Below are 26,450 nucleotides of genomic sequence, written 5' to 3'. Positions count from 1 at the left end.
GCGAGAACTGACAGTTTTATTCTTCCCTATTGGTGTGGCTTTAGCGAGTATTCAGGCCCGATTGTGTCCGTTTCCACAAAAGTGCGCACCGACGGCTCGGTCTCGAGAGAGGGCGTGATACCTGGTGTGGTTGAAAACGGGCACACGCCCGCGCCGCCATCATTGAGGCAGCGCGGGCGTGTGTTGTACAGCATGAGCGATTCGCTCTCGCTAGTGCTGGGCGACGATTTATTCGTCGATGTACAGCTGGCCGCGGAACTCCGGGTGCATGAGGTTTTCCACGGACAGAACCTTGTTGAGAGTTTCCTCGTCGAGCAGGCCCTTCTCCAGAACCAGTTCCTTGACTCCCTTGCCGGTCTTCAGGGACTCCTTGGCAATGAGGTCACCGTTGTGGTGGCCGATGAACGGGTTCAGGTAGGTGACGATACCGATGGAGTTCTCCACATAAGCACGGCAGACGTCAGCGTTGGCAGTGATGCCCACGACGCACTTCTCACGCAGGGTGTCGACGGCGTTGCCCATGATGCGGATGGACTGGAACAGTGCCTCACCGATGACCGGCTCCATAACGTTGAGCTGCAGCTGGCCTGCCTCAGCGGCCATGGTAACGACGTGGTCATTACCAAAGATCTTGAAGCAGACCTGGTTAACAACCTCCGGGATAACCGGGTTGACCTTACCCGGCATGATGGAGGAACCAGCCTGACGCGGCGGCAGATTAATTTCTGCCAGGCCAGCACGCGGACCAGAGGACAGCAGGCGCAGGTCGTTACAGATCTTGGCCAGCTTCATTGCTGCACGCTTGATGGTGGAGTGCAGCAGTACGTAAGCGCCACAGTCAGAGGTTGCCTCAATGAGATCGCGGGCGGTCTTAATCTCCAGACCAGTGACCTCGGACAGCGCGGCGGTGACCTGGTGGCGGTAGCCGGCCGGGGTATTCACGCCGGTACCGATAGCGGTTGCGCCGAGGTTGATCTCCAGCAGACGCTTCTGGGCGTCACGCAGGATGGCCTGCTCTTCCGCAAGGTTGTGCGCGAAGGCCTTGAATTCATCGCCAAGGGTCATCGGAACGGCATCCTGCAGCTGGGTGCGGCCCATCTTTAGGATGTCAACGAACTCATTGCCCTTGGCGTGGAATGCTGCCTGCAGGGTATCGATGCGCTCGATGAGGTCTTCCATGGCGTAGTAGATGCCCAAGCGGAAGCCGGTGGGGTATGCGTCGTTGGTCGACTGGGACATGTTGACATCATCGTTCGGGTTGATGATGTCGTAGGCACCCTTTTCCTCACCGAGGTGCTCGAGCGCCAAGTTGGCCACAACCTCGTTGGTGTTCATGTTGAGCGAGGTGCCAGCGCCACCCTGGAAGACATCCAGCGGGAACTGGTCCATGCAGCGGCCCTCTTCGAGGATCTGGTCACAAGCCCAGATGATTGCCTCTGCCTTCTTCTTAGGAAGGACGTGCAGACGGCGGTTAGCCATCGCGGTTGCCTTCTTGACCTGCACCATACCGCGGATGAAATCCGGGATGGTGTTGATGGTCACGTAGGAAATCTGGAAGTTCTCGATAGCGCGCAGCGTATGAACGCCGTAGTACGCATCGCTCGGAACCTCCATGGAGCCGAGAAGATCAGTCTCAGTACGCGTCTTTTTGCTGGACGGGGACTTCGGAGCCTTGTTGGTGGCTTTTTCCTCGACCTGGGACTTCACGTCCTTGGTCTCCTTGGCCTCCGGCTGAGCATCCTTCTTAGTTGTCTTTGCCATCGGGGCTGACTCCTTGCATAAAAATCGAAGAACGATGATGGTCAGCCCCCATCGTAGCTAGGAGCGCGAATAAAATGCTTGGATTCTCCCCCTAAAAGCGGGCAATTCGCAGATCCGAGGCCAAGATTGCCTCGGCGCCGAGCCCTTCCAGCGCGTCCATCACCTGATTAGCCTGCTTGCGGGGCACCATGACGCGCACAGCCACCCACCCTTCGCGTGCCAGTGGTGAGATGGTGGGACCAGTCAAGCCGGGGGTCACAGCTTCGACGTCCGGGAGCTTCTCTTCCGCCACGTTGTAATCGAGCATGACATAGTGGCGGGCGTTGAGGATTCCGCGAATGCGGCTGAGCACAACGTTCTCTTCGGCCGTGACGTCTTCGCCCTCGCGCTTGATCACGACGGCCTCGGAAGAAACGATAGGCTCGCCAAAGGGCTTAAGCCCTTGCTGACGCAGGGTAGTTCCCGTTGAGACAACATCTGCGATCACGTCTGCGACACCGAGGTGAATCGAAATCTCTACCGCTCCGTCGAGGCGAATGACGTCAGCCTCAATTCCATTCGCGCTGAGGTGATTGCGCACAACGTTAGGGTACGAAGTGGCGATGCGCTTGCCCTGCAGCTTCGGAACATCCCACTGCTCCCCCGCTGGTGCTGCATAGCGGAACGTCGAGGCGCCAAAACCGAGATCCAAGACTTCGTTGAATTTCGCGCGCGAATCGAGAGCCAAGTCGCGGCCAGTAATCCCGAGATCTAGGACACCCTGCGCGACATAAATGGCGATATCTTTCGGACGCAGGAAAAAGAATTCAACGCCGTTGTCCTCATCCACTACGTTCAACGATTTATTGTGACCACGGCCCTTATATCCTGCTTCCTTGAAGATCTCCAGAGCGGCCTCAGACAGAGAGCCTTTGTTAGGGACGGCGATTTTGATCATGAGTGTGCGGTGCTTTCTACGGTGATTGCGCTGGTTATTGAAACTGCTGGAAGCCCTCGTACTGGGCGGCCGATTAGAGGTAGGTGTAAATATCCTCGAGCTTCAGGCCACGCTTGTGGGCCATGACTTGGAGCCAGTACAGCAGCTGCGACATCTCCTCGGCGAGCTCGTCATCGGACTGATATTCTGCGGCAATCCACACTTCGCCAGCCTCTTCGATGATTTTCTTGCCCAGGTGGTGGATCCCTTTGTCAAAAGCTTCCACGGTGCCGGAGCCTTCAGGGCGCTCGGCGATTTTCTGGGACAATTCCTCAAACAGGCTCTCAAAATTCTTCACAATGGCTTATTCTTCCACACTGCTGCATAAAATGCTTCCTCCCTAGCCGAAATCCCGACGGAAGGAGTCAACCGCTCCACCGCCCCGCAGCGAATCCGCGGCGGCTAGAGTGCGCGTAGGTGGTTGTACCAGTCGTGCACGTCGGAAGCTGAAGCGCCGTCGAGATGGCGGTGCTGGGTTCCGCGCAACTCGGTGATGACGGTCGCCTCCTCCGGTACCGCAACGTGGTCGCCCTCGGGCAAAGCGATAACGGTGCAGCCGGCGTCGACAGCCGCGCGCATGCCGGCTGCAGAATCTTCAAAGACCAGGCAATCCTGCGGTAAGGCGCCTACCCGGCGGGCAGCTTCGGCATACATGTCCGGAGCGGGTTTGCCCCGCGGGACTTCGTCACCGCAAATCGTGTCCACGAAGTAGTGTCGGCCTAAAGCCGCAATCGCGGAGTCCGCCACGTAACGTTCGGTATTCGTGGTCACCATCATGGGCACACCCAACTCCTTGAGCTCACCAAGCAGCTCCGGAATACCCGGGAAAATCTCGAGGTGTTCGGCGAAAAGGGACTTGACATAGTCGAACATGAGCCGGCGGTACTTTTCGGTATCTCCCGGCTGAAGCACGACGCCCGCCTTATCGGCGCAGATGGCCAAGGTGTCCTCGAACGTGGCGCCTACCGTGGCTAACCGCTCCGTCGGCGTTAGCCGGCGTCCCAGCGTTTCGGAGAGGTGGAAGGTGGCTTGCTCCCAAAGGGGCTCGGAATTAGTAAGGGTGCCATCCATATCCCAGAAGATCGCTGCGGGACGGGTAGCACCTGCAGCCTGCTCACTATCAGTCAATTAAAAATCCAGTTCCGGTAGCTGTGCCAAGGCATCGTCATCCGCGCCAGTGGCCGCCGAGGCAGAGTGGATAAGCTCCGTGAGCTCCTCCTTTTCCTCCGGCTCCAGCACTGCGTCAGCATTCTTTCGGTTGAAGGCGGCGAGTTTCTCCACGGAGGGGCGCACCGCTGCACTCAACAGCCCACCTTCCGGATCATCAGGCAGCTTATCCAGATCATCGAGGAAGGACTCGAGGATGTTGCGAAGATCCGGGAGCACCGTTGCATCGAACGGTGCCTCCCAGAACTCCTTTTCCTCTTCCTTGAGGTAATCCCCGGTGGCAAAGGACTCGAGGTTGGACATGAACTCATCTACGGTGGGCTGGAATTCGGCGCGAATCGTCATGAGCTAAATCATGCCTGAAGTTGTCTAGAGGCGCACGCCCAGCAGAGAATTAAGTGCAGTGCGCAGCAAGCCGGACGCCTCCTCATCCGAAGCACCAGCCTGCAGTGCCTTATCTGCCCATTGATCGATGACCTCAAGGGCACGTGGCGTATCGAGGTCGTCGGCCAAGGCACGACGTACGTGGTGCACGACCTCCTTGACTTCCTCCACGTTGCCTGCCGTGCGGGAAGCCGCGCGCCAGCGCTCCAGCCGCTCCTGCGCGGTGTTCAAGACCGCATCGGACCAGTCACGGTCGGCTCGATAGTGGCCGGCGAAGACACCGAGACGGATGGCCGAAGGGTCGACGCCCGCCTCGACGAGCTTGTGGACGAACACCAGGTTGCCCAATGACTTCGACATCTTGGTGCCGTCCAAGCCGATCATGCCGGTATGCACATAGGACTGGGCCATGCGCTCTACACCCAACGCCGCTTCCGCATGGGCCGCGGAGAATTCGTGGTGCGGGAACTTCAGATCCGATCCGCCGCCCTGGATATCAAAGCTGGACCCGAGCCGGTTGGTCGCGATGGCGGAACACTCGATGTGCCAGCCCGGACGCCCCGGGCCAAACGGAGATTCCCAGGCGGGCTCGCCCTCGCGGTGGGCGCGCCAAATGAGCGCATCCAAAGGATCCCGCTTGCCGGGACGGTCCGGGTCACCGCCGCGCTCGGCAAAGAAGGTCTCCATCTGCTCGCGAGAATAATTCGACTCGTAGCCGAAGTTCTTCGTGGCCTCGATGGAAGCGTAGATATCCGGGAACTCAGGATCGTCGACAACGTAGGCTGCATCGGCGTCGAGAAGCGCCTGCACCATGACCGTAATCTCGTCGATGGCCTCCATCGCTCCGACGAAGTGCTGAGGCGGAAACACGGAGAGCAGCTCCATGTCCGAGCGGAAAAGATTGATCTGCGAGGTGCCCAGTTCGCGCCAATCCACACCGTCGCGCTCAGCGCGCTCGAAGAGCGGATCATCCACGTCGGTGATGTTCTGGGCGTAATTCACGGTGTAGCCGTTATCCAGCAATTGGCGGTAAATCAGATCAAACGTCAGATAGGTCGCTGCATGGCCCAGGTGAGTGGAATCATAAGGGGTAATGCCACAGACATACATCGTGGCGGTCTCCCCCTTGATGTTGAGCTTCTTTACCTCTTCATCAGCGGAATCATAGAGGTGAAGCGGCGACGGGGCGCCAGGGACGGAATCGATGTGCGGGACAGGCCAAGATTGCATGGGCACCATCCTAACGTGTGACCCCACCGCCGCGGGCGCATGGCCGGTTAGGGGGCAAGAACCCCGAGGCCCAGCAACAGCATGACGAGAAGCCCGACAGGAATGCGGTAGGCCGCAAACCATTCGAAGGAGTGGCTGCCCACGAACTTCAGCAGCCACGCAATAGACGCATAGCCGACGACGAACGCGATGAGCGTGCCGACGAGCAGCTGGGCGCCGGTGGCAGACTGCCCCACGGTGGGGCCGAAGGCGTCGCCAAGCGAAAACAGCCCCGAAGCCATGACTGCAGGAATGGCCAAGAGGAAGCTAAAGCGCGTCGCCACCTCGCGATCCAAGCCCAAAAAGAGGCCGCCCGAAATCGTTCCTCCCGAGCGCGAGACACCTGGGATAAGCGCCAAGCACTGGCACAGGCCCATGACGATGGCATCGCGCATCGTCAGTTCCTCGAAGCTGCGTTCCTTCTTCCCTACCCTCTCGGCGATGATGAAAACGAAAGAGAAGAGCACGAGCATGGAGGCGGTAATCCACAGGTTGCGCAGGTTATCCCTAATCAGGTCCTTGCCCAGCACGCCCAGGATGCCGATGGGAATAGAGCCAACGATGACCATCCACCCCATTTGATAATCCTGGCCGCGCTGCTCCTTGTGCACCAGGCCCACGAACCAGCCTTTCAGGATCTGCCAAATCATTCCTGCGAAGTACACGATCACCGCCAGTTCAGTACCGAGCTGGATAACCGCAGTGAAGGAGGCGCCTGCGTCTTGGCCCCAAAACAGGGTGGACACGATGCGCAGGTGTCCGGAAGAGCTCACGGGCAGGAATTCGGTGAGGCCTTGGACGAGGGAGAGGATGATGACCTGCATCCATGTCATGGCTTCAGTTGTCGCTGTTGTAGTCACCCGCGACAGCCTACTAGCGCGGTCCATGGCTTCCGGTTTCCACCACGCTGACTGCTAGGATGAGGGATCGTGAAAATGCGTCGTGTTCTGCTTTCTTCTGCCCTTCTCACCAGTGCCTGCGCTCTTGCCGCCTGCAATCCCACGGTTGGTGTTGGCGCAGATCCCAATTCCGCGGTCTATGGCAAGGCCGAACCCGCCTCCTCCCCAGCGGCCACCGAGCCGGTGGGCAACGTCGTCCCCTTCGCTGCCGTGTCGGATCTCGCCGCAGTCGGTGACGTCCTTGCAGTTCGCACCGAGGGGTCACTCGCCGTAGGTACTGCCGATGACTTCACCGAGGAGAAGGCCACCACGGTATCCGTCGATGCGAAATGTGGCGACCTGACTGCCTCCGACCAGCACTTCCTTCTCGCCTGTGGGGATAAGGTACTGCTTTTTGATCCCCAGAAGCCTGATTCCCCCCAGGAGTTGGCAGTGAATGAGGAGACGCCGGTGACGGTGGCCGCAGAGGCCTCCAGCGGCGAGGTTTTTGTGGGCTCTCGGGAGTCCACGACTATCGGGGTCTACGTGGACGGTGAACGGAGCAGCGATATCACGGTGGAAGCAGGCTCGGATCAGCTCATCTCCGTGCCTAATCCGGATGGCGCCGACGGCATCGTCCGCATCTTCAGGGAGGACTCCACAATTCAGTCGTTGGACTGGGAGAAGGATCGCGCGGGTGGACGCCTTCGCTCTGGCCAGGGCGTGGGACAGATCGCGGGCGGTGAGGGCGCCGTGGTCGTAGCTTCAGACACCGTGGGCAAACGCGTGGCCATTTACACCGCCAGCGACGTCATCCGCCTGCATCAGTACGGAAACACCGACGGCACGCCGTGGGGCGTGGCCTGGGACGCAGAGCGTTCCTTGGCTTGGGTGACTACCACTGACAACAACCTGTTGCACGCCTTCACCGTCGCTGCGGGTGTTCCGGAGTCCGTCGGCAGCATGGCCACGGTGGCGGACGCTCAGAACGTTGCCGTGCTTGGCGACGGCACCCTCGTCACCGCCTCAGCTAGCGGTGACGGCCTCCAGTTCATCAGCGATCCGCAACTCGACGAGACACCCCGCTAAATTTCACCATCCCGCCCCTTTTCATTTTCACTTCTTTTTAAGGACACCGCATGCAGTACTCAGCTCTCGACCGTGCCCGCCACGCGGCCTACCAGGCCGCGTTAAAGGGAATGTTCAAACTCAGCCCGGAACGCATCCATGGCATCATCAATAGCGGTCTCGCCGCGCTCCAGGTCGCCTCGCCGCTTAACCGTGCGCTGGGCAAGGTCGTACCGGTCACTGATCCGGTCCTGGCACAAGAGGTCTTTGGCGTGCGCTTCCCGCGCCCGCTGGGGCTGGCCGCAGGTTTTGATAAGAATGCGGCGGCTGCCGACGTCTGGTCCCCCATCGGCTTCGGATACGCCGAGCTCGGCACCATCACCCCAAAGGCGCAGCCGGGCAATCCAGCTCCCCGACTTTTCCGGCTCAAGGCTGACAAGGCCATCTTGAACCGCATGGGCTTTAACAACGAGGGCGCGCTGGCAGCTGCCCGAAATCTACGCAAGCGCCGCTATAACGATGTCGTGGGCATCAACATCGGCAAGAACAAAGTCACTGAAGCTGAGCATGCGGTGGATGACTACCGCCAATGCGCATCAGTGTTAGGGGATCTGGCCGATTATGTCGTGGTCAACGTCTCCTCCCCTAATACCCCGGGCCTGCGCGACCTGCAGGCGGTGGAATCCCTGCGCCCCATCATGGAGGCCGTGGTGGAATCGACGTACTCGCCGGTCTTGGTGAAGATTGCACCGGACCTCAGCGATGAAGATATTGATGCCGTAGCTGATATGGCCGTAGAGGTTGGACTAGCAGGCATTGTGGCCACAAATACCACCATCTCACGCGAGGGGTTGGTAACCCCGGCTGAGGAGGTCGCGGCGATGGGAGCCGGCGGCGTGTCCGGCCCTCCGGTAGCTGCGCGCTCGCTGGAGGTCCTGCAGCGCCTCCACTCCCGCGTGGGCGATAAGCTGGTTCTGATCTCGGCTGGTGGTATCTCCACCCCGGAGCAGGCGTGGGAGCGTATCACTGCAGGAGCCTCGCTGCTGCAGGGCTACACCGGCCTGATCTACGGCGGCCCGGATTGGATCCGCGACATCCACCGTGGCATTGCCCAGCAGATTCACGCTCACGGCTTGAGCAACATCTCGGAGGCTGTAGGTTCCGGCCTGGGATGGGCGGACTAGCCCGCCACCGCGGTTCTAGCGCAAGGTGCGACGGATAATGACCGCACACAACCCTGCTGCGACGGCGTACAGGAAGACCACGTACTGGCCCATCGTCGTGAGAACCGTGTTGGGAAGCGCCCGGCTGGCGATGATGAGGACGAGCGCCAGGACCAGGGCGATGATTTGCTCGCGGCTGCCCCGCTGATCGCGGCGTTGGGTGCTGAATGCGCCGACGAGAAGCGCCGCACCCACGATGGCTAGGCGGCGCCATGTCCATTCGAAGGTGGCTCCCCAGCCGTCGGTAAATATGGATACGAGCCCGAATAGCGCGAGCACAGCGGCCAGCAGCATGAAGGCGCCGCCCACGCGCAGGGCGGCGGGGATATCTACTCCGTCAGTGGTGGGGTTGGTCTCCGGATTCTTACTCATTGTGATGAGTGTAATTGGCCCCTTTAGCGGGCTTCGTACCAACCCCAGGTAACCGCACGGCCAAGCGTGTGGAAGAAGAGGTTGAAACCGAGGACCGTCGGGGTGGCGTCCGGATCAATGTCCAACGTCTCTACGTCAACGGCGTGTACGGCGAACAAGTAGCGGTGCGGGGCATGCCCGGCTGGCGGCTGGGGTCCGTAGTAGACGCGTTGGCCGCTATCGCCTCGCAGGCTGATGACACCCTCGTGGCCGAGGTCCTCAGCAGAGCCGGCTCCAGTGGGGAGCTCGCGTACATCGGCAGGAATGTTGAAGGCCGCCCAGTGCCAGAAACCAGAGCCCGTTGGGGCGTCAGGATCAAAGCAGGTGACGGCGAAGGACTTAGTTCCCTCCGGTACGTCGGACCACGACAGCTGCGGCGATACATTCTCAGGCGCGCGGAAACGCTCCGCGATCTCTGAGCCTTCCTCGATGTCAGAGGACGTCACGGTGAAGCTGGGGACTTCCCCCAACGGTGCGTAAGGGTCCGGGCCCGGGAAACGAGAGTCAGTGGCGTAGTTCACGGTGGTATCTGAAGTGTTGCTAGTCATAGATCCCTTTGTACCGGAAAGCTATATTCAGCGCGCCGATTTAGGGTGCAGGCGCCACATACGGGGTTTGTGGGTGCACCGTCCGGCACGCGCAAGCGCTAACGAACAACGTACTTCCACCGGTGTGTTTTCAACCCTTAAAAGTAGCGTGAAAACATGGCGTGTAGTGCTGATTTGTGAAGTGACACCGGTTCGGGATACAGTATTCGAGTGCCCAGCCGAGAGGCTGAACAAACACCCTAGCCCGGGTGGCGGAATGGCAGACGCGCTAGCTTGAGGTGCTAGTGTCCTATTAACGGACGTGGGGGTTCAAGTCCCCCCTCGGGCACAACCGAAACCCCGTGTTTCGCACCATCGGACAAGATGATGTGAGACACGGGGTTCCTGCTTTCGTATGTCCGGCCCGGGGGTAACCCATCGGCGGGCGGCCGCCCCGACTTGGCGGCTCCCTAAAGCCCCTATCCCGCTGTAGTAATAGTGGGTTCCCGCTCTTCGACCACCGTGGCTTTCTTCTTCGACGTGACGTAGCTGTGTACTGCCTTGATCGCAATGGGAGCTACTGACAGCGCAATAATGAGCAGCATGATCTTCTCAATCGAGTTGGCGATGCCCGGAATATTGCCCAGAAAGACGCCGACGAGGTTCATAGAAAGCACCCAAGCCACTGCCCCGCTGACATTCCAGCCAATGAACTTCTTATAGCGCATCCCGGCCGTCCCGGCAGCCACCGGGATGAAGGTGCGCACGATCGGAACGAACCGTCCCAGCACCAAAGCAAGAGGGCCGTGCTTGCGGAAAAAATTCTCCGCAGTGATGAGGTACTCCAACTTGAGGAGCCGTGCGTCCTGCTGAAACAAGCCGCGCCCGAAGCGGTGGCCAATCCAATAGCCCACTTGATCACCTGCAATAGCAGCCACGATACCCACGGTGATAAGCAGCCACAGTGAGACATGGAGATCGTGGCGCAGAATCGCGGCGGTCACCAAAAGGGAGTCTCCCGGAAGAAACGGAAAGAGCACGCCTGATTCGATGAATACAACGAGCGCAATTCCACCAATCACCCACGGCCCGAACGCTTCGAGTAAGGTGGCCGCGTCCATATAGGACGTGAGGTTATGAAGAAAGTCCAAGATCCACTCCACAAAGAACATCGGTGTCAGGACAGACACGAAAAGAAAGCAGTGCGGATGCGCACCGCTCTTCAGTATCCTCCGCGAAGTCCATATCGTATGCACTGGATCGGGGCTTGCCAGCAAGTTGGGGCGAAACTGCCAGCACCTGCCTAGACGGCGTCGATATCTGCTTTTCTTTCCTCCCCGCTGGGGATGGTGCGAGTTTTCTTCATGCAGCCTGAATGAGGGATCAGCAGCCTTGTAGCGCTAGGCTTGAAGCCCTATGAAAACTGGTTGGGTGCGCAGCGTCGGTGACTTCTTCGTGTCACTGGGACGATCGGCATGGCAGAGCTTTCGTCGCTGGAGCTGGAAGCAGTGGGCAGCAGTAATCGTTGCCGGCGCGGCGTTGATTGTAGGTGCCGTGCTTGTCGACGTCCCCTCGCTCGCCGTGCTGCGCTCGTGGTCGGAGCACCTTGGGCCTTGGTTCGTTGTGGCCTTTACAGGGGCCTATGTTTTCTTCACGCAGTTTCCTATCCCCCGAACCGTATGGACGCTCGCCGCTGGCCTGCTTTTCGGTCCGTGGCTGGGGTTGGCCATCTCCCTCGTGGCGCTGACCATCTCCGCTACCGTTTCCTTGCTCATTGTGCGCAGCTTGCTCGGTGAGTGGATTCGTCCGCACCTCACGCACCCAGCGGTGTACGCAATCAACGCTCGACTCGACCGGCGCGGCTGGCTGGCTGTAGCGTCACTGCGGATGGTGGCGGGAGTTCCTTTTTCCTTACTCAACTATGTCGCCGCGCTGACTCCCATTTCCGTCACGCACTTCTCCGTAGCCACGCTCATCGGCTCTATCCCCACGACCGCCATCGGCGTCTTCTTTGGGGATGCGCTCACAGGCTCCACGAGCCCCTACACCATCGTCGCCTTCCTGTTGGCGGCCGCGCTCGGGGCCGTTGGGCTCATCCTTGACACGCGTTTGCCGCTCGCCCCCGGAACGCGCGGTTCGGTCAAGCGCAAGGGGTAGACTGGGCCTTGTTTCTCTCTGGAAGGAGTCCCGCACTGTGCTAGCAGTCCACGCCCGTTACCGCGGCCGCTCGGTACGCCGAGCTGATTTGGTTCAACGCTCCGCCGCTGCCTTGTCCACCCTGGAAGGCATTGGTGAATTCGAGGTTCTCGGTGTCGAGGATATCTGCGCCGTGGCCTATTCCTCTTCCGCAGTCTGCGATGTTGTGATGGCGCTGCTTGCGGACGGTGATTGGGCCATCGGCATCGGAGTTATCCCCGGCCAAGGGGCCGGTGACGCCGAAACTCGGGCGGTGGCTACCGCCGCGGTCAAAGGCTCCGCGCGAGCGGGGCACGTCTACGCCAAGGTGGATCGTCGCGGAAGGGCACAGCAAGCACAGGATATTGCGGCGGCCTTCGCCCTTTTAGGCTTTGTCTTGAACAAGCGCACGATGGAGGGCCGCGAGGCCACCTCGCTGGTACGCGGCGGGCTGAACCAAAATGAGGCCGCTGAAGAACTGGGCATCTCCAAACAGGCGATGTCCCAACGCCTCCAAGCTGCGGGCTGGGCGGCAGAGACCGCCGGCTGCCAGCTGGCGGTCAACCTCATCGACCGAGCAAATGCGGGTTAGAGTAAATCCTCCTTGCTCAGCTCCGGTGTGGTGACGAAATCCACGAGCCGCTCTACCGCGCCGATCAGCGTGGAATCCAGATCCCGGAATGACGTCACGGCGTTGTAGACACGGCTCCAGCCTTCCTTAGGGTCGGACCACCCAACACGGCGGCAGATGCCAGACTTCCAGTCCTCTCCAAAGGGCACGTCCGGCCAGGCTCGCAGCCCAAGGCGCTCGGGTTTGACTGCTGCCCAGATATCAATGAAGGGATGCCCGGTAACGAGCACGTGCTCGCCGACCGTCTGCGTCAACCGCGTCTCCTTCGATCCTTCGACAAGGTGATCCGCCAAAACCCCTACGCGGCGTCCAGGGCCGGGCTGAAATTCGGCGAGACGTTCCTCGAGGTTGTCCAGACCTTCGAGGTATTCGACGACCACACCTTCCACGCGCAGGTCGTGGCCCCACACCTTTTCCACGATGGCGGCATCGTGGATGCCCTCGACCCAAATGCGTGATGGCGCGGCTACCTTCGCTTCCACATTTTCCACGCGGCGTGATCCTGAATTGGACTTGCGGGGTGCTTGCTTTTCGACGTAGCGGGTCAGCGTAACCGGCTGTCCCTCCAATAAAAATCCACCTTTGACGAGTTTGAAGACACGTGCGTTTCCGTGCCGATCCTCGAGCCGCACTACTGGGCCCCACACGGTCTTGTCAACGCCTAAGACCGCTCCCACAAAATCATCACCGCGAACCTCGACCACCATGCCTGGTTCTGCGGGTACCTCGGGGTACTCCGTCTTTTTGTTGCGTGCATGTCCGGCAAAAATATCGCCGCCATAGGGGTCCCGGGAATTCAAGCTCATAGCGGTCTACCCTATCGTCTACACTGTCCAGCCATGGATATGCGCGCCGAAGTTTGGTCCCCTCTACAAAACGTTGCCGTGTGGCTTGGAGCGTGGTTGTGGGGCCAGGAATCTACCGATGACTTCCTCGACGCTCTCACTGAGCTTGGCGGCGAGCAAGCAGCCGCTGACGGTCAGCCTTTCGTTAATGTTATGTCACTTCTTAGAAGCGAGACGGCCGCCATCATCGAGCGCGGTGAACGCGAGCCATTGCTGCGGCTGGTCCTTTCTGGGCCCGGCGAAGCGCCGGCTCTTCCAGCGGGATCCGAATCTGCTAAAGCTGCGGCCGAAAACCCGGCCGGCGCCATCGTTGTGCGCACCAACGATCCTGATAGGAATTTAGTGCTTATCCCCACCTTCACCGCAGGTGTGACGCGGTGGACGGTGATTGAGGAAACAGCCCCGTTGCCCTCGCCCGCGTGGCTGAGCCCAGGAGAGGCGGATGCGCTGCTGAGCACTGCAACGAATGAATCGGCCACTCTCATCGAAGCAACGGGATACCGCAGCGATGCTCTCCCTAACCCGCGGCTGACCGTAGGTATGCTGAGCGACTTCTACGACACCCCGGGCTTGCCCTCAGCGGTGCCGGGACGGGCGGCAAAGCTCTTTGCTCGGGCTGACCGGGTTGCTGCCATTATCGAGACGGTGACTGATCGAGTCCAAGACCACAGCCTCGATCCGCAGCTTCTGCGCCTGTGGCGCCACATCCGCCAAGCGCGCATGGCGGGAGTGGCCTACGCGCTAAGCGAATTCGCACGCTAGTGAGGCTTGCGCAGCGACCAAATATCGCAGCAACCATCGGCGCAGGGCTCGCCGTTGACCGTGCACCCCTGCACTGTGACGTCGCCGAGAGACGCGGGCTCACTGCCCTGCTCTAGTTCCTCGATCAGATCCACGATCAGCGATGCAAAGCGCTCAGACGGCCCGGCGGTGCGGGTGCGGTAGACACTGACGCCCATCGCATCGGCGGCCTGCTTGAGCTCGGAATCGAGATCCCAGATCACCTCCATGTGATCAGAGATGAATCCGATGGGACAGACGACGACGCCGTCGACGCCTTCCTCTTCGTGGATCCGTGTGGTGTGGTCTACGATGTCTGGTTCCAGCCACGGTGTGGCCGGGTTACCAGAGCGCGATTGCCACACGAGGTCATAGTCCTTAACGCCGGCGGCCTCGGCGACGAGGCGAGAGGCCTCCGCCACCTGGCGGGAGTAAATATGTTTATCCCCTTCGTCACCTCCAACCGCATCGTGTGCCGTGGGCACTGAGTGCGCGGTGAAGAGCATGCGAGTGCTAGCCAGCTTGTCGTCCGGAACCTGCGCGTAGGCCTCCCGGACAGCGGCAGCCATTTCCTCTACAAACTTCGGGTGATCGAAGAACTGGCGCAGCTTGGTGAAGGTTATGTCTGGAAGGTTCTTATCCTCAACGTGCTGACGCAGGGCAACGATGTCTTCGTTGTATTGCCGGCAGGCGCTGTAGCCGCCCCAGGCCGAGGTGGCAAACACGGCGACGCTGCGCACTCCGTCCGCTGCCATCTGGTCAACGGCCTCTGTCCCAAAGGGATGCCAGTTACGGTTGCCAAAATAGACCGGCAGATTATGTCCGCGATCCGAAAGCTCTGCCGAGATATTGTCGATGATCTCTCGATTCAGTGCATTGAGCGGGCTTACGCCGCCGAAATGAAAGTAGTGCTCCCCTACCTCTTCGAGGCGCTCACGGGGAATGCCACGGCCGCGGGTTACATTCTCCAAAAATGGAACAACCTCCTCGTTTCCTTCCGGGCCACCGAAAGAAAGAACGAGGAGGGCGTCAAATGAGGAGGGCACCGAATCGGTGCTGTGGGCGTTGCCCTGGGCAGTACGCAGTGTGTCAGTCATACAGCCCAGTCTAGCAACGCGCCTTGTTAGATCAGGCGCACGGCATAGGGGGCCATGCCGCCTTGGCGTACTGGGGTGATACTGACGTTTTGGCCAGACTGGGGAGCTTCAACCATGGTGCCATCACCAAGGTAGATCGCCACGTGCTGGTTGCCGTTCGGGCCATAGAAGATAAGGTCGCCGCGCTCCATTTCGCTCGGGGAAATCTTCGTTCCCTTCTGGTACTGGTAACCGGTGTAGTGCGGCAAGGAAATACCCACGCCGGCGAAGGCATACAGAACCAGACCCGAGCAGTCGAAACCAACCTTGTTGTAGTCACCGTGGGAGTCTGCAACGCCTCCGTCACGGATGCCCTTGGTAGGGCCATGTGCGTCACCGCCGCCCCACGCATACGGAACACCGACCTGGGAGGTGGCGCGCTCAATCACGGTCTCGATCTTTGCTTCGCGGGAGGCGTCGCCCAGCGTTGCCGATGCCTCCTTGGTCACGCTGTCGGTGGTATCAAGCTCTTCTAGGACGCCGGACACATCGGAGGCAAGAGAATCCTCGTCCTCAGTGGCCGTGGTTGTGGATGCCGATTCGCTCGTCGACGTCTCGGTGGATCCCGCTGCCGTGGACCCCGTGCTCTCGCCTTCGCCCTGAAGGGCAAACAGCTTCGAAGAGCCCTGCACAAGCGCGTCGATCTCGTCCTGGGTCAAGCTGTTGTTGTGGTTAGGCTGGGACGCCGCCACCATCGAGGCGACGGTTCCAACTACGCCGATGCCGAGGGCAACAGTCTCAGGATCGATGTCACCCGGATCAAAAGAGCTGCCGCCTCGGGGCTGCCCTGTCTCCTTCTTCTCAGAGCCCGTTGCGCGAGTAGAAGACAGCTCCTGCACGTTTGGATCCGAAGCAACCGCGTTTGCAGCGCTTGAAAGTTCCTTCATCTCCTCCGCAGAGGCCGCAGGGGTCGAGCGCTGTGCTTGGAGCGTAGGAGTCTTGGCTTCAGAGGCCGAAGGGCCAGCCGGTGCGTTGGTCGTGGACTCGGCGGCAGTCGTTGTGTTGGCGGGCTCGGACGGGACTACCGTGGGCTCATCGGCGTCGTCGGTGGCCTCGGTGGCGTTCTGCGTATCGCTCTGCACCTCCGAGGTCAAGGCTCCATCGTTGACGTCGGTTCCAGTCTCAGGGGTTGACACTTCATTTTCGTCAACCCCCTTAGCTTGATTGAGGGCCTTATGGAGAGCGGAGAGTTGTGAGAGAAGATCATCGCGTTCGGATGCCGAATCCTTGATGGAGGCTTCGGAGGCGGTGAGCTGATCGCGTGCCGCGGTCTCGGCATCGGCGGCCCGGTCTGCGCGCTCCTCAGCAAGCTGCTGGGTCTTACGCAGCTGAGATTCCTTATTGGCCTTTTCCGTCCGCTGCTTTTCCAAGTCACGCAACACGGCCTGTTGCTTATCGGATTGTGAACGTAGATAGGACTGACGCTCAAGCATATCCGAGCGGGCATCCTTACCTGCTGCATGCGCAACGGTGTCGGAGGTATTGGCGCGGCGGTAGGCCGAACGTGAGACCTCGTCCAACTTTGCTTGCGCATCCGCGACATCCGCCTGCGCGGCGTCGAGTTGCTCGCGCGCCGTCGTGGTCCCCTGGCGTGCCTGGGCCGCCTTGGTCCGAGCGTCGTTGAGATCGACGAGCGCCCGGTTCACAGATTCGCGTTGGATACCGATGGCCGCTTCAGCTTGAGCGATACGTTCCTCGATCTGCGCGATAGCGCCGGCGAGGTCAGCGATGGACGGATTATCGGAGGATAGCAGGGAGTCGATGTTGAGCTGCTCAGGTTCCGCCGCCACTGCAGGAGTGAGCGAGGAGGCAGTAGATAAGGCTGCAGTGGTCGCAATAGCAGCGAAGGCTGCTTTGAAGCGCCGGAAGCCGAAGGATGATGTGGTGGCCACGAGAGTTATCTCCTAGACACCTACCCATGTAGTTGTGCATCCCTACAGTATTTCCTCATGGCTGGGCGAAGCCGGATGCGGCAGCAGAAAACGTCGCTGGGACTTGAGGTTGCTTCTTCGCCAATAGCGAGTAGGTACTGCGGGGTGCGTCGCCTCCCCCACCACTTCGAAGCTGAAAGGTTGCATGCGTGCCTAAGGAAAGCCGTGCGCTTCCTAGAGTTACGCCTTCGAGGCTGATGAAGCGGTGATGGATACGCGAACAAGAGTGGTCGAACGAGGCATGTACGTCCTGGCGCAGGCAGGAGTATTCCTGCGTTCGTGCCCCTAAAGGGCACTGTGTCCTGCCAACAACGGAGACACTAAAGGTACTGCGCGGGCGCTGTGTATGCACCAACGTCTCATCAGACCGCCGCCCCAATCTTCCAGTTGCAGAGCGTCCCTCGCTCGATAGCGAGTACGCCTAGGACTAGCCGCGATCCGACGACGAAGGGGCACACATCTGGCTGAGGGCCACGTCTCTCACGGTTCCTCCTCGCTGGACGCCGCGCTCGTGAAAGCAGCAACTCGCGCCCACATGGCACAAGTGCCCGCCTCCATGGCTGGCACCCAACCGGAAACCGGAAGAGCATACGGCCGCTTCTTGCCCGCTCCAAAGAAGCGCACAATGAAGTGTGTGAAGCCTCTTCCACTCGGAAGGTAGGTGTTTCGATTTTTAAAAGTTGAACACTGGTACCGACTGCCTCGAGCAAACTGTTCTGCTACTCGCGTCAGCAGCGACACGACGTTCATCCACCAGGCGGTGAACCCCAACTGTTCCCTTCGCTCGTGGCGTGCTTCCCCACATACCCGTGCGACAAATCAATTGAGAGTCAAGGCTTGGTCCATGAACGTATGGAGCAATAGTCAACCCGTGAGTCGATACGTGAACCATACGTCACCGACACGCCATCTCGCACACTTTCCTCAACTTTCACATCAGCCACGTGCAGCCACAGGGCATGACAGGAGCACCTAACCTGCAATGACTTTGTTACCAAGGTGTGATTGTGATGTTTGTCACTTTTAGGTAACACCCGCTCCCAAGGTCCGTTTCCAAGTCGGCCTGTCAGCGCATGTGTGGCGTCACGCCTTGAGGCTTGTCTCACCGACCGCTCTCGTGATTGCCCCAGATTGCTACATCCGTCCTTCATGGCGGACTGGGGCACGATGTTCTCGCGGGCCACTTGACCCTTGGTGAAATTTCACGGCCTGGCAAGCCTCGCAATAACGGATACCTTGCCGTTCGGCGCGCGACGCCAACCACTCCCCCGCTTCGAAAGTAAAGGGATAGTGGTTGACTTTTGCCACTTCCCCACTCCCCCTGCCGTCAAGCCCCAACGAGTAGCGAAGTGCGCGCCGTAGTTATTCCGCCTATTTTTCGGCGATCAAATTGTGCCGAGCAGACGCGCGGAAGGCTATCCATCCGACGGCCGAAGCGAGGCAGAAAAGGAGCCCCAGAATGATTCCCCATGGTGCCGAAAAATGGTCAGCGGTGGCATAGAAATCATTGAGCAGCGTGACCTGATCGAGACCGGTTGGCAACGCATCTTCGGCCGCCTCCAAGGTCGCGCGGTCATAAGATTTGCTCACCGCGGAGACCTTCATGGGCGCCTGCAAGATGACAGTGTCTAGCCCTGTCTGTTGCTGGAGGGTTGTCGCTAAGTCGCGGAGATCCGGAATCTTCTCCGGGAAGACGTCAACCACTGCGATACCGTGTCCGGGTTGTAATGAGGCTGAGATGTGGACCTGGAGGTCGTCGTCAAGCGCCAGCTCCGGATTAGAGAAGGCAACGCCGTCGGCTGACAGCTGTGCGGCAATATCGTCTACATTTACGTCCGCCGGGATCATCTGCCACTCCTCGTTATCTTGTAGCGCTTCGGTTCCCCAGATTCGTGGTCGAGCCTAAACCGCCGGACCCGGGCAAGCTTCGCGACGCGCCGCTACCCCCGAAATGGATGAAACAGAACGCGCGTACTGTTATAGTGGTGTCGACCGAGGGTTCTTACATCTACAATGTATTAGAGAACATGCGCGTTCAAAGATCGTCGACACGCTTGGCCCCCTGAAAGGTCAGTGCTAGTCGGATAGTTCGACGAACCCTCGACAAGTGTTCGATAACCCACAAGCGAAAAGCAAGGAATGGAGCTCCTTATGACTGAAAGCCTGAACTCCTTCGGCGCCAAGAAGACTCTTGAGGTCAACGGTAAGTCTTATGACTACTTTGACATCAACGCAGTCGAGGGCCTGGAGAAGCTTCCGTACTCCCTCAAGGTTCTGGCTGAGAACCAGCTGCGCTACGAGGACGGTAAGAACGTAACCAAGGATCACATCAACGCTTTGGCCAATTGGGATCCGTCCGCTGAGCCGGATACTGAGATTCAGTTCACCCCGGCCCGCGTTCTCATGCAGGACTTCACCGGCGTCCCTTGCGTGGTGGACCTCGCAACCATGCGTGAGGCTATCACCGCACTCGGTGGCAAGCCGGACCAGGTGAACCCGCTCAACCCGGCCGAGATGGTTATTGACCACTCCGTCATCGTCGAAGCCTTCGGCTCTACTGAAGCCCTCGAGAAGAACGTGGAGATCGAGTACGAGCGCAACCAGGAGCGCTACCAGTTCCTGCGCTGGGGTGCTGAGAACTTCTCCAACTTCCGCGTTGTCCCCCCGGGAACCGGTATTGTCCACCAGGTCAACATTGAGTACCTCTCCCGCGTGGTCTTCGACAACGACGGTCTCGCATACCCGGATACCTGTATTGGTACCGACTCCCACACCACCATGGAGAACGGCCTGGGCATCCTGGGCTGGGGCGTTGGCGGCATCGAGGCAGAGGCAGCGATGCTGGGCCAGCCGGTGTCCATGCTGATCCCGCGCGTTGTGGGCTTCAAGCTCACCGGCGAGATTCCGACCGGCGTGACCGCTACCGACGTGGTTCTGACCATCACCGAGATGCTGCGTCAGCACGGCGTGGTTCAGAAGTTCGTTGAGTTCTACGGCAACGGCGTGAAGGCTGTGCCGCTGGCCAACCGCGCCACCATCGGTAACATGTCCCCCGAGTTCGGCTCCACCGCTGCGATCTTCCCGATCGACGAGGAGACCATCAAGTACCTCGAGCTCACCGGCCGCCCACAGGAGCAGATCGACCGCGTCGAGGCATACGCCAAGGCACAGGGTATGTGGCTAGAGCAGGATGCTCCGGAGGCAGAGTACTCCGAGTACCTCGAGCTGGACCTGTCCACCGTGAAGCCGTCCATCGCCGGCCCGAAGCGCCCGCAGGACCGCATCCTCCTCTCTGAGGCCAAGGAGCAGTTCCGTAAGGACCTGCCGACCTACGCTTCTGGCGAGGTTGTTGCCGACGAGTCCACCGTGGAGGCCAAGCGCATGACCGCCGAGGGTGGCGACGAGAACTCCCTCGTTGACGTGACCGGTGGCCTGAACAAATCCCGCGCAGGCGAGGGTGAGTCCGCTGCCAAGGGCAGCTCCGGCCGCCAGTCCAACCCGGTGACCGTCACCTCCCCGAACGGCGGCGAGTACACGCTGGACCACGGTATGGTTGCCATCGCTTCCATCACCTCCTGCACCAACACCTCCAACCCGTCCGTTATGGTCGGCGCTGGTCTTATCGCACGTAAGGCTGCTGAAAAGGGCCTGAAGTCCAAGCCGTGGGTTAAGACCATTTGTGCTCCGGGTTCCCAGGTTGTGGATGGTTACTTCCAGCGCGCAGACCTCTGGAAGGACCTGGAGGCCCTGGGCTTCTACCTCTCCGGCTTCGGCTGCACCACCTGTATCGGTAACTCCGGCCCGCTGCCGGAGGAGATCTCCAACGCCATCAACGAGCACGACCTCGCTGCTACCGCCGTGCTGTCCGGTAACCGCAACTTCGAGGGCCGTATTTCCCCGGACGTCAAGATGAACTACTTGGCTTCCCCCATCATGGTCATTGCCTACGCTATTGCGGGCACCATGGACTTCGATTTCGAGACCCAGCCGCTGGGCCAGGATCAGGATGGCAACGATGTCTTCCTCAAGGACATCTGGCCTTCCCCGCAGGAGATCGAGGACACCATCCAGCAGGCCATCTCCCGCGAGCTGTACGAGGCTGACTACGCCGACGTGTTCAAGGGCGATGAGGCATGGCGCAACCTCGAAGTCCCGGAGGGCGAGACCTTCAAGTGGAACGAGGACTCCACCTACATCCGCAAGGCTCCGTACTTCGACGGCATGCCGGTTGAGCCGGAGCCGGTTCAGGACATCAAGGGCGCACGCGTTCTGGCCAAGCTCGGTGACTCCGTGACCACCGACCACATCTCCCCGGCCTCCTCCATTAAGCCGGGTACCCCGGCCGCTCAGTACCTGGATGCCAACGGTGTGGAGCGCCAGGACTACAACTCCCTGGGTTCCCGTCGTGGCAACCACGAGGTCATGATGCGCGGTACCTTCGCCAACATCCGCCTCCAGAACCAGCTGGTCGACGTCGCCGGTGGCTACACCCGCGACTTCACCCAGGAAGGCGCACCGCAGGCCTTCATCTTCGATGCCTGCGAGAACTACAAGGCAGCCGACATCCCGCTGGTTGTCCTTGCTGGCAAGGAGTACGGCACCGGTTCCTCCCGTGACTGGGCTGCTAAGGGCACCAACTTGCTCGGCGTGAAGGCTGTCATCACTGAGTCCTTCGAGCGCATCCACCGCTCGAACCTCATTGGTATGGGCGTTATTCCGCTGCAGTTCCCGGAGGGCGAGTCCCACGAGTCCCTCGGCCTGGACGGCACCGAAACCTTCGACATTGAAGGTATCGAGGCTCTCAACGAAGGCGGCATTCCGAAGTCGGTTCACGTCACCGCCACCAAGGAATCCGGCGAGACCGTTGAGTTTGATGCGAAGGTTCGCATCGACACGCCTGGTGAGGCCGACTACTACCGCCACGGCGGCATCCTGCAGTTCGTTCTGCGCCAGATGGTCAAGGCCTAAACCAACCTTGCCCACCATGCAGGTTCTCCGGATACGGTGCGGCCTGCATAGTTAGGCGGATAGGCCAGCTAGCAACATCGAGTGCTGGCTGGCCTTTCTGCTTCTCTCCCCCTCATCCCCTCATACTTCTGTTACCTGTCTATCCCCCAGCCGCGCTTTAAGGAGCTTTCCCCACCATGCCGATTATGAGCGACTCTGAACTGAACCGCCGCCGCCATGACATTCTGGTCGGTGCACGCAGATGCTTCGCTGAGCACGGCTATGAAGGTGCCACGGTTCGACGCCTCGAAGAAGCCACGGGTAAATCGCGCGGGGCTATCTTTCACCACTTCGGTGATAAGGAATCTCTCTTTCTTGCCTTGGCCCGGGAAGATGCCGCCCGTGAGGCCGAAGTTGTTGCGAACAACGGTCTCGTTGAGGTAATGAGCGAGATGTTGCGTCACCCAGAGCGCCACGATTGGCTCGCCACCAGACTCGCGGTGACCTCGATGTTGCGCACCGATCCCTCCTTCGCTGCTCGGTGGCATGAAGAGCAGCAGGTTTTGGATAAGGCGGTTCGTGCGCGCTTGGAATCAAACGCCGAGAAAGGCCGGCTGCGCGACGACGTCTCTATTGATACCCTCGTGACTTATCTGGAGACCTTCATGGACGGCTTTATCAACCGCCTGGCCCTCGGGGACACAAAGAATCTAGAACAGGTGTTGTCCTTAGTAGAGCAATCGATTCGTGGCCCACACGCCGGTCACTAAGCGCTTAACACTCAGTGCCGGAGTGTGGTTGACGCTACACTGTGGCGCATGGACCATACTCCCCTACAGCTTCCGCGGACGCAGTGTGGAATTAGTCTGAACGCCACACCCCTGCTTGCCCCGAAAGAACAGCGTGCCCACGATGCTCAGCCGAGCCCGCGAATGGACAATTCAGGGATCCGCGAGGTCATCGAGGAGGCTGGGCCCCAGCCTGGGCGCCTTAAGCTCAGCGACCTGGCAGTCTGGGTCATCATAGGTCTAGTTGGACTATTTATGTGCAACATGACGTTCTCTTTCTTCGCTGGTGATTTTGGTCCTCCGCGATTCAGCTTCTCTGACATCGGCATATTTTCGCTAATCCCTATCATTTTGTGTTTCCTCAGCGCGACCTTTGTCGCTGTGAGCCTGTGGAACATCCTCAAGGAAATCGGTAAAGCTCGGCGTTTGCGCACCGCGTGGCGCAATGGCTGGGTAGAATACCGTCCCGCTCTCATCGGTGAGTTGGTTTACCTGCGCAGCAAAACCGAAGGTCCCGATGATCGTGAACGGACCTATTTCTATTACTCCGCGCCGCTCATGATCCTTCAATCAGACGGCGCACTGGCGAAGGCCATGTCCGGTGAGTTCCGCGCAAACAACCCGAACTGGTTGAGATCACGTGGCGCTGCACTGGCAGAGGGCTCCCGGATCGCTACCGTGGATACTGCGAACAATAATGGCTGGACCGTCGCTGCTTACCGCACCGACGGAACGAGCTCAGAGGCGGAACTCTCCAATGGACTCACCGGCCGCCAAGTTGATGCCGTTCTCCAATTCGCCGAACAGCATTGGGTGCGCTAAGCCGCTGTTCGATTGGTTGGTCCGCCGCCCAACACGGGTCCTACTCCCCATTGGGTGTTGAACCGACGAGAAAGGCAGCTCTAACCCCTTTACACTGTGATCCATGACGCAATCTTCTATTCAATTGCCTCGGTCACCGCTGAAATTTGATGCAGCCAGCGCCGGCTCCCTCGCGCCTAAGGAATTAAAGGAGCACGATCAGCAGCCGAACCCTAACGTGGACCGCAGCGGTATACGCGAAGCTATCAATAGTGTCGGGCGACCGATCGGCCATACGAATCTCGGCGCGATCATCTTTGGATTCATCTTCATCTCCATGGGTGTCATGTCCCTATTCTTCACAGTGTTCCATGTGCTATTCCTCTTTGTCCTATTTCCGGGCGCAGACGGAACGAACGGCGGGATACCAATAGCCAGCATTATCAACGGGCTTGCCGCACTGGTATTCATCTTTGTCGGAGTCATGCTCGTGCGGGGTCGCTGGGGAAGGAGAACTAGGTTGCGGACCGCCTGGGCGAATGGGTGGGTTGAGTACCGTCCTGCGTTAATCGGGGAGCTCGTCTACAAGCGCCGCGTCGACTACAACGACAACACCGACTACTATTACACCGCCCCGATACTCATCTTGCAGCCAGACGGCTCGTTGACAAAGGGCATGACAGCGGAGTTCATCGCTCCGAACCCGAATTGGCTGAAGCTTCGCGGCCGGCTGCTCGCCGATGGCCCCCTTGTCGCCACCGTTGACTTCAACCACAATAACGGCTGGAGTGTGGTGGGATACCGCGCCGACTCGGACAAACCGCAACTAGAACTCCAGCATGGTCTGCGCAAGAAGAACATCGAGGCGGCGCTGTCTTTTGCTGAGCAGAACTGGGTAAAAGGTTAACGCTCAACAGCGTGCCATCGTGACGCCCACCTTCTTCAGGAGCCCACCACAATGTCTCAGCAAGCGATAGCCCCCTTCGACTTTCCGGATCATGAATACTCCGAAAGGCTCATTCCTCGTAGCTTAAGGGAAGTATCTTCGCCAAACCCTTCTCCTACAACAGCTGCCGTCGGTCGCGCCATTGCCGCAGCTGGGCCACTGCCGGGTGGATCCACATCTGGATGGAAGAACCTGCGAACCAACCTCATCGTGGCGGTAGTGCTACTCGCTATCGCGATATCAGCCATTATCGGCGAAGATACGTCCATCAGCTCGGGGTGGAAGGGATTGGCCGTCGCAGTCTTTGTCCTCGTGCTCGTGGTCGCGGCAGGGAGACAGATTCGGTCCATTCGCAGTTCAACGTGGGGCGCACGCCGACTGGGCACCGCCTCAGAAAAAGGCTGGATTGAGTACTATCCCGCTCTGCTCAGCGAGATCTGGCAGACCGGTCGGCACGTGCCGCATGCCGATCCCACCGAGTACTACTACAAAGCCAAGGTGCGCCTCTTCCTCCCCGACGGCACAGTTCAAGAAATCATCAGCGACGAGTTTGAATCCCACACGTCTCCCCGGGCCTTCCGCGAGCAAGGTATTGCCGTGGTGCGCTTCCAAAGCCAAGCTACCTTCGAGCGCACCACGGGGTGGTACATCGCCGCCCACCTCACTACTAAACCTTTTCGCCAGGCAAGCTTGCACAACGGTCTGACCCGCGAGCAAGTAAGTGCCGGCCTTAACGCCGCGGCGTCTCCTGCATCCTAGATGTCCTTAACGCTGCCTTCACCATCGATGAACTCCAGAGGCGAGGCCGGGAAGCTATCGCGGCGAGCAACCTCAGCGACAACCTCGGCGACAAGCTCCCGGGAAGTCGTCATATCGCTGGTGCGCTCGGCATCGCTATCGAGCACAGTGATGCCCTGGGAAGGCTCTTCCGTGAGCGCTGCAGGACCCAGAATGAGGTAGTTGAGATCCGTCGAATTGAGCTTATTGTCTACGGCCTTCTTGGACTCCACGTAGGCGTACCACGACTCATCGGAAGGATCGGTCGTGTTCTCCGTAGCGCCGATATAGGAAATCATCACGTAGGCCGGGGTGTGCTTGCCCTCCTCCGCTAGCTTCTCCAAGCCAGCGATGGAGGCAAGTGCGGCATCGCGGTCGACTGCCCACGTCACTTCCGCGCCCGCGCGGCCGCCGTTGCCGGCGCCCCAGACGACGACGTCATAGTCAGCCAAAAGCTCTGCCCAGTCCTCAACAGAAAGCTCGGTGAGATCGCGCACCACTGCGGTGGCGCCCAGGGCCTCAATATCGGCGACCTGGTCGGGGTTACGGATAAGGGAATGGACGGTGAGGTTGGCGTCGACAAGCTTGGGCGCCGCCAAAAGCCCAACCTTTCCATGCCCGCCGATGTACAGAACCTTCTTGCGTGCAGTTGTTGTCGTATCAGTCATGTGCGCCACCGTACGCGCTATCTGATCTCTCTGCAGGACCCCAGAGCAGCTGGAAAAACGTACAGGCTACAATCTAGTCATGATCGCCATCATGACTGTTACCGGTGTCGATAACACCGGCATTATCTCCGCCGTGTCCACCGCCCTCGCAGAACTTAACGTCAATATCGTTGACGTCTCCCAGACTCTCATGTCTGAGTACTTCACCATGATCTTGCGCGTCGAATTCGATGAGAACGAGGTCAGCATCCAGCAGCTCCAGGAGCGGATGAACACCGTCGGTGAGTCCATCAAGCAATCCATTCGCGTGCAGTCGGAAGCGCTGTTCACCGCAATGAACGAGATCTAGGGACGATAACCA

General features: G+C 59.7%; 26 protein-coding genes and 1 tRNA gene. 12 read left to right on the top strand and 15 right to left on the bottom strand.

Annotated features, from left to right (window positions below; translation table 11 throughout):
• Window positions 1-228 precede the first annotated feature (228 nt).
• The 7 genes from aspA to HWX44_RS01825 form a co-directional block, all read right to left on the bottom strand.
• Window positions 229-1,761, bottom strand: a complete 1,533-nt coding sequence (aspA, locus tag HWX44_RS01855; RefSeq protein ID WP_070511847.1) for an aspartate ammonia-lyase — start codon at window positions 1,759-1,761, stop codon at window positions 229-231.
• Window positions 1,762-1,852: 91 nt separating this feature from the next.
• Window positions 1,853-2,698, bottom strand: a complete 846-nt coding sequence (gene hisG, locus HWX44_RS01850) for an ATP phosphoribosyltransferase (protein WP_070511844.1) — start codon at window positions 2,696-2,698, stop codon at window positions 1,853-1,855.
• A 73-nt stretch (window positions 2,699-2,771) separates the two neighbouring features.
• Complete coding sequence (locus HWX44_RS01845) at window positions 2,772-3,035, bottom strand: phosphoribosyl-ATP diphosphatase (RefSeq protein ID WP_175972951.1); 264 nt, start codon at window positions 3,033-3,035, stop codon at window positions 2,772-2,774.
• Between the two features lie 104 nt (window positions 3,036-3,139).
• On the bottom strand, window positions 3,140-3,865 hold the full coding sequence (locus tag HWX44_RS01840; RefSeq protein WP_254868078.1) for an HAD family hydrolase: 726 nt from the start codon (window positions 3,863-3,865) through the stop codon (window positions 3,140-3,142).
• Window positions 3,866-4,249: a hypothetical protein gene (locus HWX44_RS01835; RefSeq protein ID WP_175972949.1), complete on the bottom strand. Its 384-nt coding sequence runs from the start codon at window positions 4,247-4,249 to the stop codon at window positions 3,866-3,868. It lies immediately after the preceding gene.
• Window positions 4,250-4,273: 24 nt separating this feature from the next.
• The gene (mshC, locus tag HWX44_RS01830) at window positions 4,274-5,518 is read right to left on the bottom strand and encodes a cysteine--1-D-myo-inosityl 2-amino-2-deoxy-alpha-D-glucopyranoside ligase (RefSeq protein WP_175972948.1); all 1,245 of its coding nucleotides are present in this window, start codon (window positions 5,516-5,518) and stop codon (window positions 4,274-4,276) included.
• 47 nt (window positions 5,519-5,565) lie between these two features.
• The gene (locus tag HWX44_RS01825) at window positions 5,566-6,390 is read right to left on the bottom strand and encodes an undecaprenyl-diphosphate phosphatase (RefSeq protein ID WP_254868084.1); all 825 of its coding nucleotides are present in this window, start codon (window positions 6,388-6,390) and stop codon (window positions 5,566-5,568) included.
• 102 nt (window positions 6,391-6,492) lie between these two features.
• Between HWX44_RS01825 and HWX44_RS01820 the strand changes: the two genes are divergently transcribed.
• On the top strand, window positions 6,493-7,524 hold the full coding sequence (locus HWX44_RS01820) for a hypothetical protein (RefSeq protein ID WP_175972946.1): 1,032 nt from the start codon (window positions 6,493-6,495) through the stop codon (window positions 7,522-7,524).
• Window positions 7,525-7,574: 50 nt separating this feature from the next.
• Window positions 7,575-8,687: a quinone-dependent dihydroorotate dehydrogenase gene (locus HWX44_RS01815; protein ID WP_175972945.1), complete on the top strand. Its 1,113-nt coding sequence runs from the start codon at window positions 7,575-7,577 to the stop codon at window positions 8,685-8,687.
• A 15-nt stretch (window positions 8,688-8,702) separates the two neighbouring features.
• Here HWX44_RS01815 and HWX44_RS01810 read toward each other — a convergent pair whose 3' ends face one another.
• Window positions 8,703-9,098 carry a hypothetical protein gene (locus HWX44_RS01810; RefSeq protein WP_046649137.1) on the bottom strand — a complete coding sequence of 132 codons (396 nt, stop codon included), beginning with the start codon at window positions 9,096-9,098 and terminating at the stop codon, window positions 8,703-8,705.
• A 23-nt stretch (window positions 9,099-9,121) separates the two neighbouring features.
• The gene (locus HWX44_RS01805; RefSeq protein WP_175972944.1) at window positions 9,122-9,685 is read right to left on the bottom strand and encodes a YbhB/YbcL family Raf kinase inhibitor-like protein; all 564 of its coding nucleotides are present in this window, start codon (window positions 9,683-9,685) and stop codon (window positions 9,122-9,124) included.
• Window positions 9,686-9,927: 242 nt separating this feature from the next.
• On the opposite strand from HWX44_RS01805, the gene HWX44_RS01800 reads away from it, so the two are divergent.
• Window positions 9,928-10,013, top strand: a tRNA-Leu gene (locus tag HWX44_RS01800).
• Between the two features lie 130 nt (window positions 10,014-10,143).
• Here the strand turns inward: HWX44_RS01800 and HWX44_RS01795 are convergent.
• Window positions 10,144-10,815, bottom strand: coding sequence for a DedA family protein (locus HWX44_RS01795; protein WP_444843279.1), 672 nt, complete (start codon window positions 10,813-10,815; stop codon window positions 10,144-10,146).
• A 265-nt stretch (window positions 10,816-11,080) separates the two neighbouring features.
• Here HWX44_RS01795 and HWX44_RS01790 point away from each other — a divergent pair, with 265 nt between their 5' ends.
• Both HWX44_RS01790 and HWX44_RS01785 read left to right on the top strand, forming a co-directional pair.
• Window positions 11,081-11,821: a TVP38/TMEM64 family protein gene (locus HWX44_RS01790; RefSeq protein WP_175972943.1), complete on the top strand. Its 741-nt coding sequence runs from the start codon at window positions 11,081-11,083 to the stop codon at window positions 11,819-11,821.
• 37 nt (window positions 11,822-11,858) lie between these two features.
• Complete coding sequence (locus tag HWX44_RS01785; RefSeq protein WP_144013186.1) at window positions 11,859-12,431, top strand: MarR family transcriptional regulator; 573 nt, start codon at window positions 11,859-11,861, stop codon at window positions 12,429-12,431.
• On the opposite strand, the gene HWX44_RS01780 is transcribed toward HWX44_RS01785, so the two are convergent.
• The gene (locus HWX44_RS01780) at window positions 12,428-13,276 is read right to left on the bottom strand and encodes a DUF3097 domain-containing protein (protein WP_175972942.1); all 849 of its coding nucleotides are present in this window, start codon (window positions 13,274-13,276) and stop codon (window positions 12,428-12,430) included. The genes HWX44_RS01785 and HWX44_RS01780 overlap by 4 nt on opposite strands.
• 33 nt (window positions 13,277-13,309) lie before the next feature.
• Here HWX44_RS01780 and HWX44_RS01775 point away from each other — a divergent pair, with 33 nt between their 5' ends.
• Window positions 13,310-14,077, top strand: coding sequence for a hypothetical protein (locus HWX44_RS01775; RefSeq protein ID WP_175972941.1), 768 nt, complete (start codon window positions 13,310-13,312; stop codon window positions 14,075-14,077).
• Here the strand turns inward: HWX44_RS01775 and HWX44_RS01770 are convergent.
• The 3 genes from HWX44_RS01770 to HWX44_RS01760 all read right to left on the bottom strand — a co-directional run bounded on the left by HWX44_RS01770 (window position 14,074) and on the right by HWX44_RS01760 (window position 19,010).
• Window positions 14,074-15,192 (bottom strand): ferrochelatase, encoded by a 1,119-nt coding sequence (locus tag HWX44_RS01770; protein ID WP_175972940.1) that lies wholly within the window; start codon window positions 15,190-15,192, stop codon window positions 14,074-14,076. The genes HWX44_RS01775 and HWX44_RS01770 overlap by 4 nt on opposite strands.
• Window positions 15,193-15,218: 26 nt before the next feature.
• Entirely contained in the window at window positions 15,219-17,123 is a 1,905-nt protein-coding gene (locus tag HWX44_RS01765) for a DIP1281 family NlpC/P60 protein (protein ID WP_175972939.1), read from the bottom strand.
• Between the two features lie 1,410 nt (window positions 17,124-18,533).
• A complete protein-coding gene (locus HWX44_RS01760) occupies window positions 18,534-19,010 on the bottom strand; it encodes an Rv1476 family membrane protein (RefSeq protein WP_175972938.1) in 477 nt (158 codons plus the stop codon).
• 303 nt (window positions 19,011-19,313) lie between these two features.
• Here HWX44_RS01760 and acnA point away from each other — a divergent pair, with 303 nt between their 5' ends.
• From acnA to HWX44_RS01735, 5 genes are all read left to right on the top strand, one after another.
• Complete coding sequence (gene acnA / locus HWX44_RS01755; RefSeq protein ID WP_217703009.1) at window positions 19,314-22,130, top strand: aconitate hydratase AcnA; 2,817 nt, start codon at window positions 19,314-19,316, stop codon at window positions 22,128-22,130.
• A gap of 176 nt (window positions 22,131-22,306) precedes the next feature.
• On the top strand, window positions 22,307-22,879 hold the full coding sequence (locus HWX44_RS01750) for a TetR/AcrR family transcriptional regulator (protein ID WP_070547417.1): 573 nt from the start codon (window positions 22,307-22,309) through the stop codon (window positions 22,877-22,879).
• A 48-nt stretch (window positions 22,880-22,927) separates the two neighbouring features.
• Entirely contained in the window at window positions 22,928-23,719 is a 792-nt protein-coding gene (locus tag HWX44_RS01745) for a hypothetical protein (protein WP_246819896.1), read from the top strand.
• 103 nt (window positions 23,720-23,822) lie between these two features.
• Window positions 23,823-24,605 (top strand): hypothetical protein, encoded by a 783-nt coding sequence (locus HWX44_RS01740; RefSeq protein WP_070547415.1) that lies wholly within the window; start codon window positions 23,823-23,825, stop codon window positions 24,603-24,605.
• 51 nt (window positions 24,606-24,656) lie between these two features.
• A complete protein-coding gene (locus tag HWX44_RS01735; RefSeq protein WP_175972936.1) occupies window positions 24,657-25,403 on the top strand; it encodes a hypothetical protein in 747 nt (248 codons plus the stop codon).
• Here the strand turns inward: HWX44_RS01735 and HWX44_RS01730 are convergent.
• Window positions 25,400-26,089, bottom strand: a complete 690-nt coding sequence (locus tag HWX44_RS01730; RefSeq protein ID WP_175972935.1) for an NAD(P)-binding oxidoreductase — start codon at window positions 26,087-26,089, stop codon at window positions 25,400-25,402. The two genes, HWX44_RS01735 and HWX44_RS01730, sit on opposite strands and share 4 nt — an antisense overlap.
• Window positions 26,090-26,168: 79 nt before the next feature.
• Here HWX44_RS01730 and HWX44_RS01725 point away from each other — a divergent pair, with 79 nt between their 5' ends.
• Window positions 26,169-26,438: an ACT domain-containing protein gene (locus HWX44_RS01725; RefSeq protein WP_010186707.1), complete on the top strand. Its 270-nt coding sequence runs from the start codon at window positions 26,169-26,171 to the stop codon at window positions 26,436-26,438.
• Window positions 26,439-26,450: the final 12 nt, after the last annotated feature.

Origin of the sequence: Corynebacterium sp. Marseille-Q2823, from assembly GCF_903645345.1 — a bacterium.
Classification (GTDB): domain Bacteria; phylum Actinomycetota; class Actinomycetes; order Mycobacteriales; family Mycobacteriaceae; genus Corynebacterium; species Corynebacterium hiratae.
Note: the sequence above shows the minus strand (reverse complement) of the source record. Positions and strands in the feature narration are given on the sequence as shown.

Excerpts from the sequence above, each read along its gene's own strand:
- aspA (WP_070511847.1), bottom strand. The coding sequence starts at position 1,761 with ATGGCAAAGACAACTAAGAAGGATGCTCAGCCGGAGGCCAAGGAGACC.
- acnA (WP_217703009.1), top strand. The coding sequence starts at position 19,314 with ATGACTGAAAGCCTGAACTCCTTCGGCGCCAAGAAGACTCTTGAGGTC.
- HWX44_RS01770 (WP_175972940.1), bottom strand. The coding sequence starts at position 15,192 with ATGACTGACACACTGCGTACTGCCCAGGGCAACGCCCACAGCACCGAT.
- HWX44_RS01750 (WP_070547417.1), top strand. The coding sequence starts at position 22,307 with ATGCCGATTATGAGCGACTCTGAACTGAACCGCCGCCGCCATGACATT.
- HWX44_RS01780 (WP_175972942.1), bottom strand. The coding sequence starts at position 13,276 with ATGAGCTTGAATTCCCGGGACCCCTATGGCGGCGATATTTTTGCCGGA.
- HWX44_RS01790 (WP_175972943.1), top strand. The coding sequence starts at position 11,081 with ATGAAAACTGGTTGGGTGCGCAGCGTCGGTGACTTCTTCGTGTCACTG.
- HWX44_RS01740 (WP_070547415.1), top strand. The coding sequence starts at position 23,823 with ATGACGCAATCTTCTATTCAATTGCCTCGGTCACCGCTGAAATTTGAT.
- HWX44_RS01810 (WP_046649137.1), bottom strand. The coding sequence starts at position 9,098 with ATGAGTAAGAATCCGGAGACCAACCCCACCACTGACGGAGTAGATATC.
- HWX44_RS01760 (WP_175972938.1), bottom strand. The coding sequence starts at position 19,010 with ATGATCCCGGCGGACGTAAATGTAGACGATATTGCCGCACAGCTGTCA.
- HWX44_RS01815 (WP_175972945.1), top strand. The coding sequence starts at position 7,575 with ATGCAGTACTCAGCTCTCGACCGTGCCCGCCACGCGGCCTACCAGGCC.
- HWX44_RS01730 (WP_175972935.1), bottom strand. The coding sequence starts at position 26,089 with ATGACTGATACGACAACAACTGCACGCAAGAAGGTTCTGTACATCGGC.
- HWX44_RS01805 (WP_175972944.1), bottom strand. The coding sequence starts at position 9,685 with ATGACTAGCAACACTTCAGATACCACCGTGAACTACGCCACTGACTCT.
- HWX44_RS01825 (WP_254868084.1), bottom strand. The coding sequence starts at position 6,390 with ATGACATGGATGCAGGTCATCATCCTCTCCCTCGTCCAAGGCCTCACC.
- HWX44_RS01835 (WP_175972949.1), bottom strand. The coding sequence starts at position 4,249 with ATGACGATTCGCGCCGAATTCCAGCCCACCGTAGATGAGTTCATGTCC.
- HWX44_RS01775 (WP_175972941.1), top strand. The coding sequence starts at position 13,310 with ATGGATATGCGCGCCGAAGTTTGGTCCCCTCTACAAAACGTTGCCGTG.
- HWX44_RS01735 (WP_175972936.1), top strand. The coding sequence starts at position 24,657 with ATGTCTCAGCAAGCGATAGCCCCCTTCGACTTTCCGGATCATGAATAC.
- HWX44_RS01745 (WP_246819896.1), top strand. The coding sequence starts at position 22,928 with ATGGACCATACTCCCCTACAGCTTCCGCGGACGCAGTGTGGAATTAGT.
- hisG (WP_070511844.1), bottom strand. The coding sequence starts at position 2,698 with ATGATCAAAATCGCCGTCCCTAACAAAGGCTCTCTGTCTGAGGCCGCT.
- HWX44_RS01820 (WP_175972946.1), top strand. The coding sequence starts at position 6,493 with ATGCGTCGTGTTCTGCTTTCTTCTGCCCTTCTCACCAGTGCCTGCGCT.
- mshC (WP_175972948.1), bottom strand. The coding sequence starts at position 5,518 with ATGCAATCTTGGCCTGTCCCGCACATCGATTCCGTCCCTGGCGCCCCG.
- HWX44_RS01725 (WP_010186707.1), top strand. The coding sequence starts at position 26,169 with ATGATCGCCATCATGACTGTTACCGGTGTCGATAACACCGGCATTATC.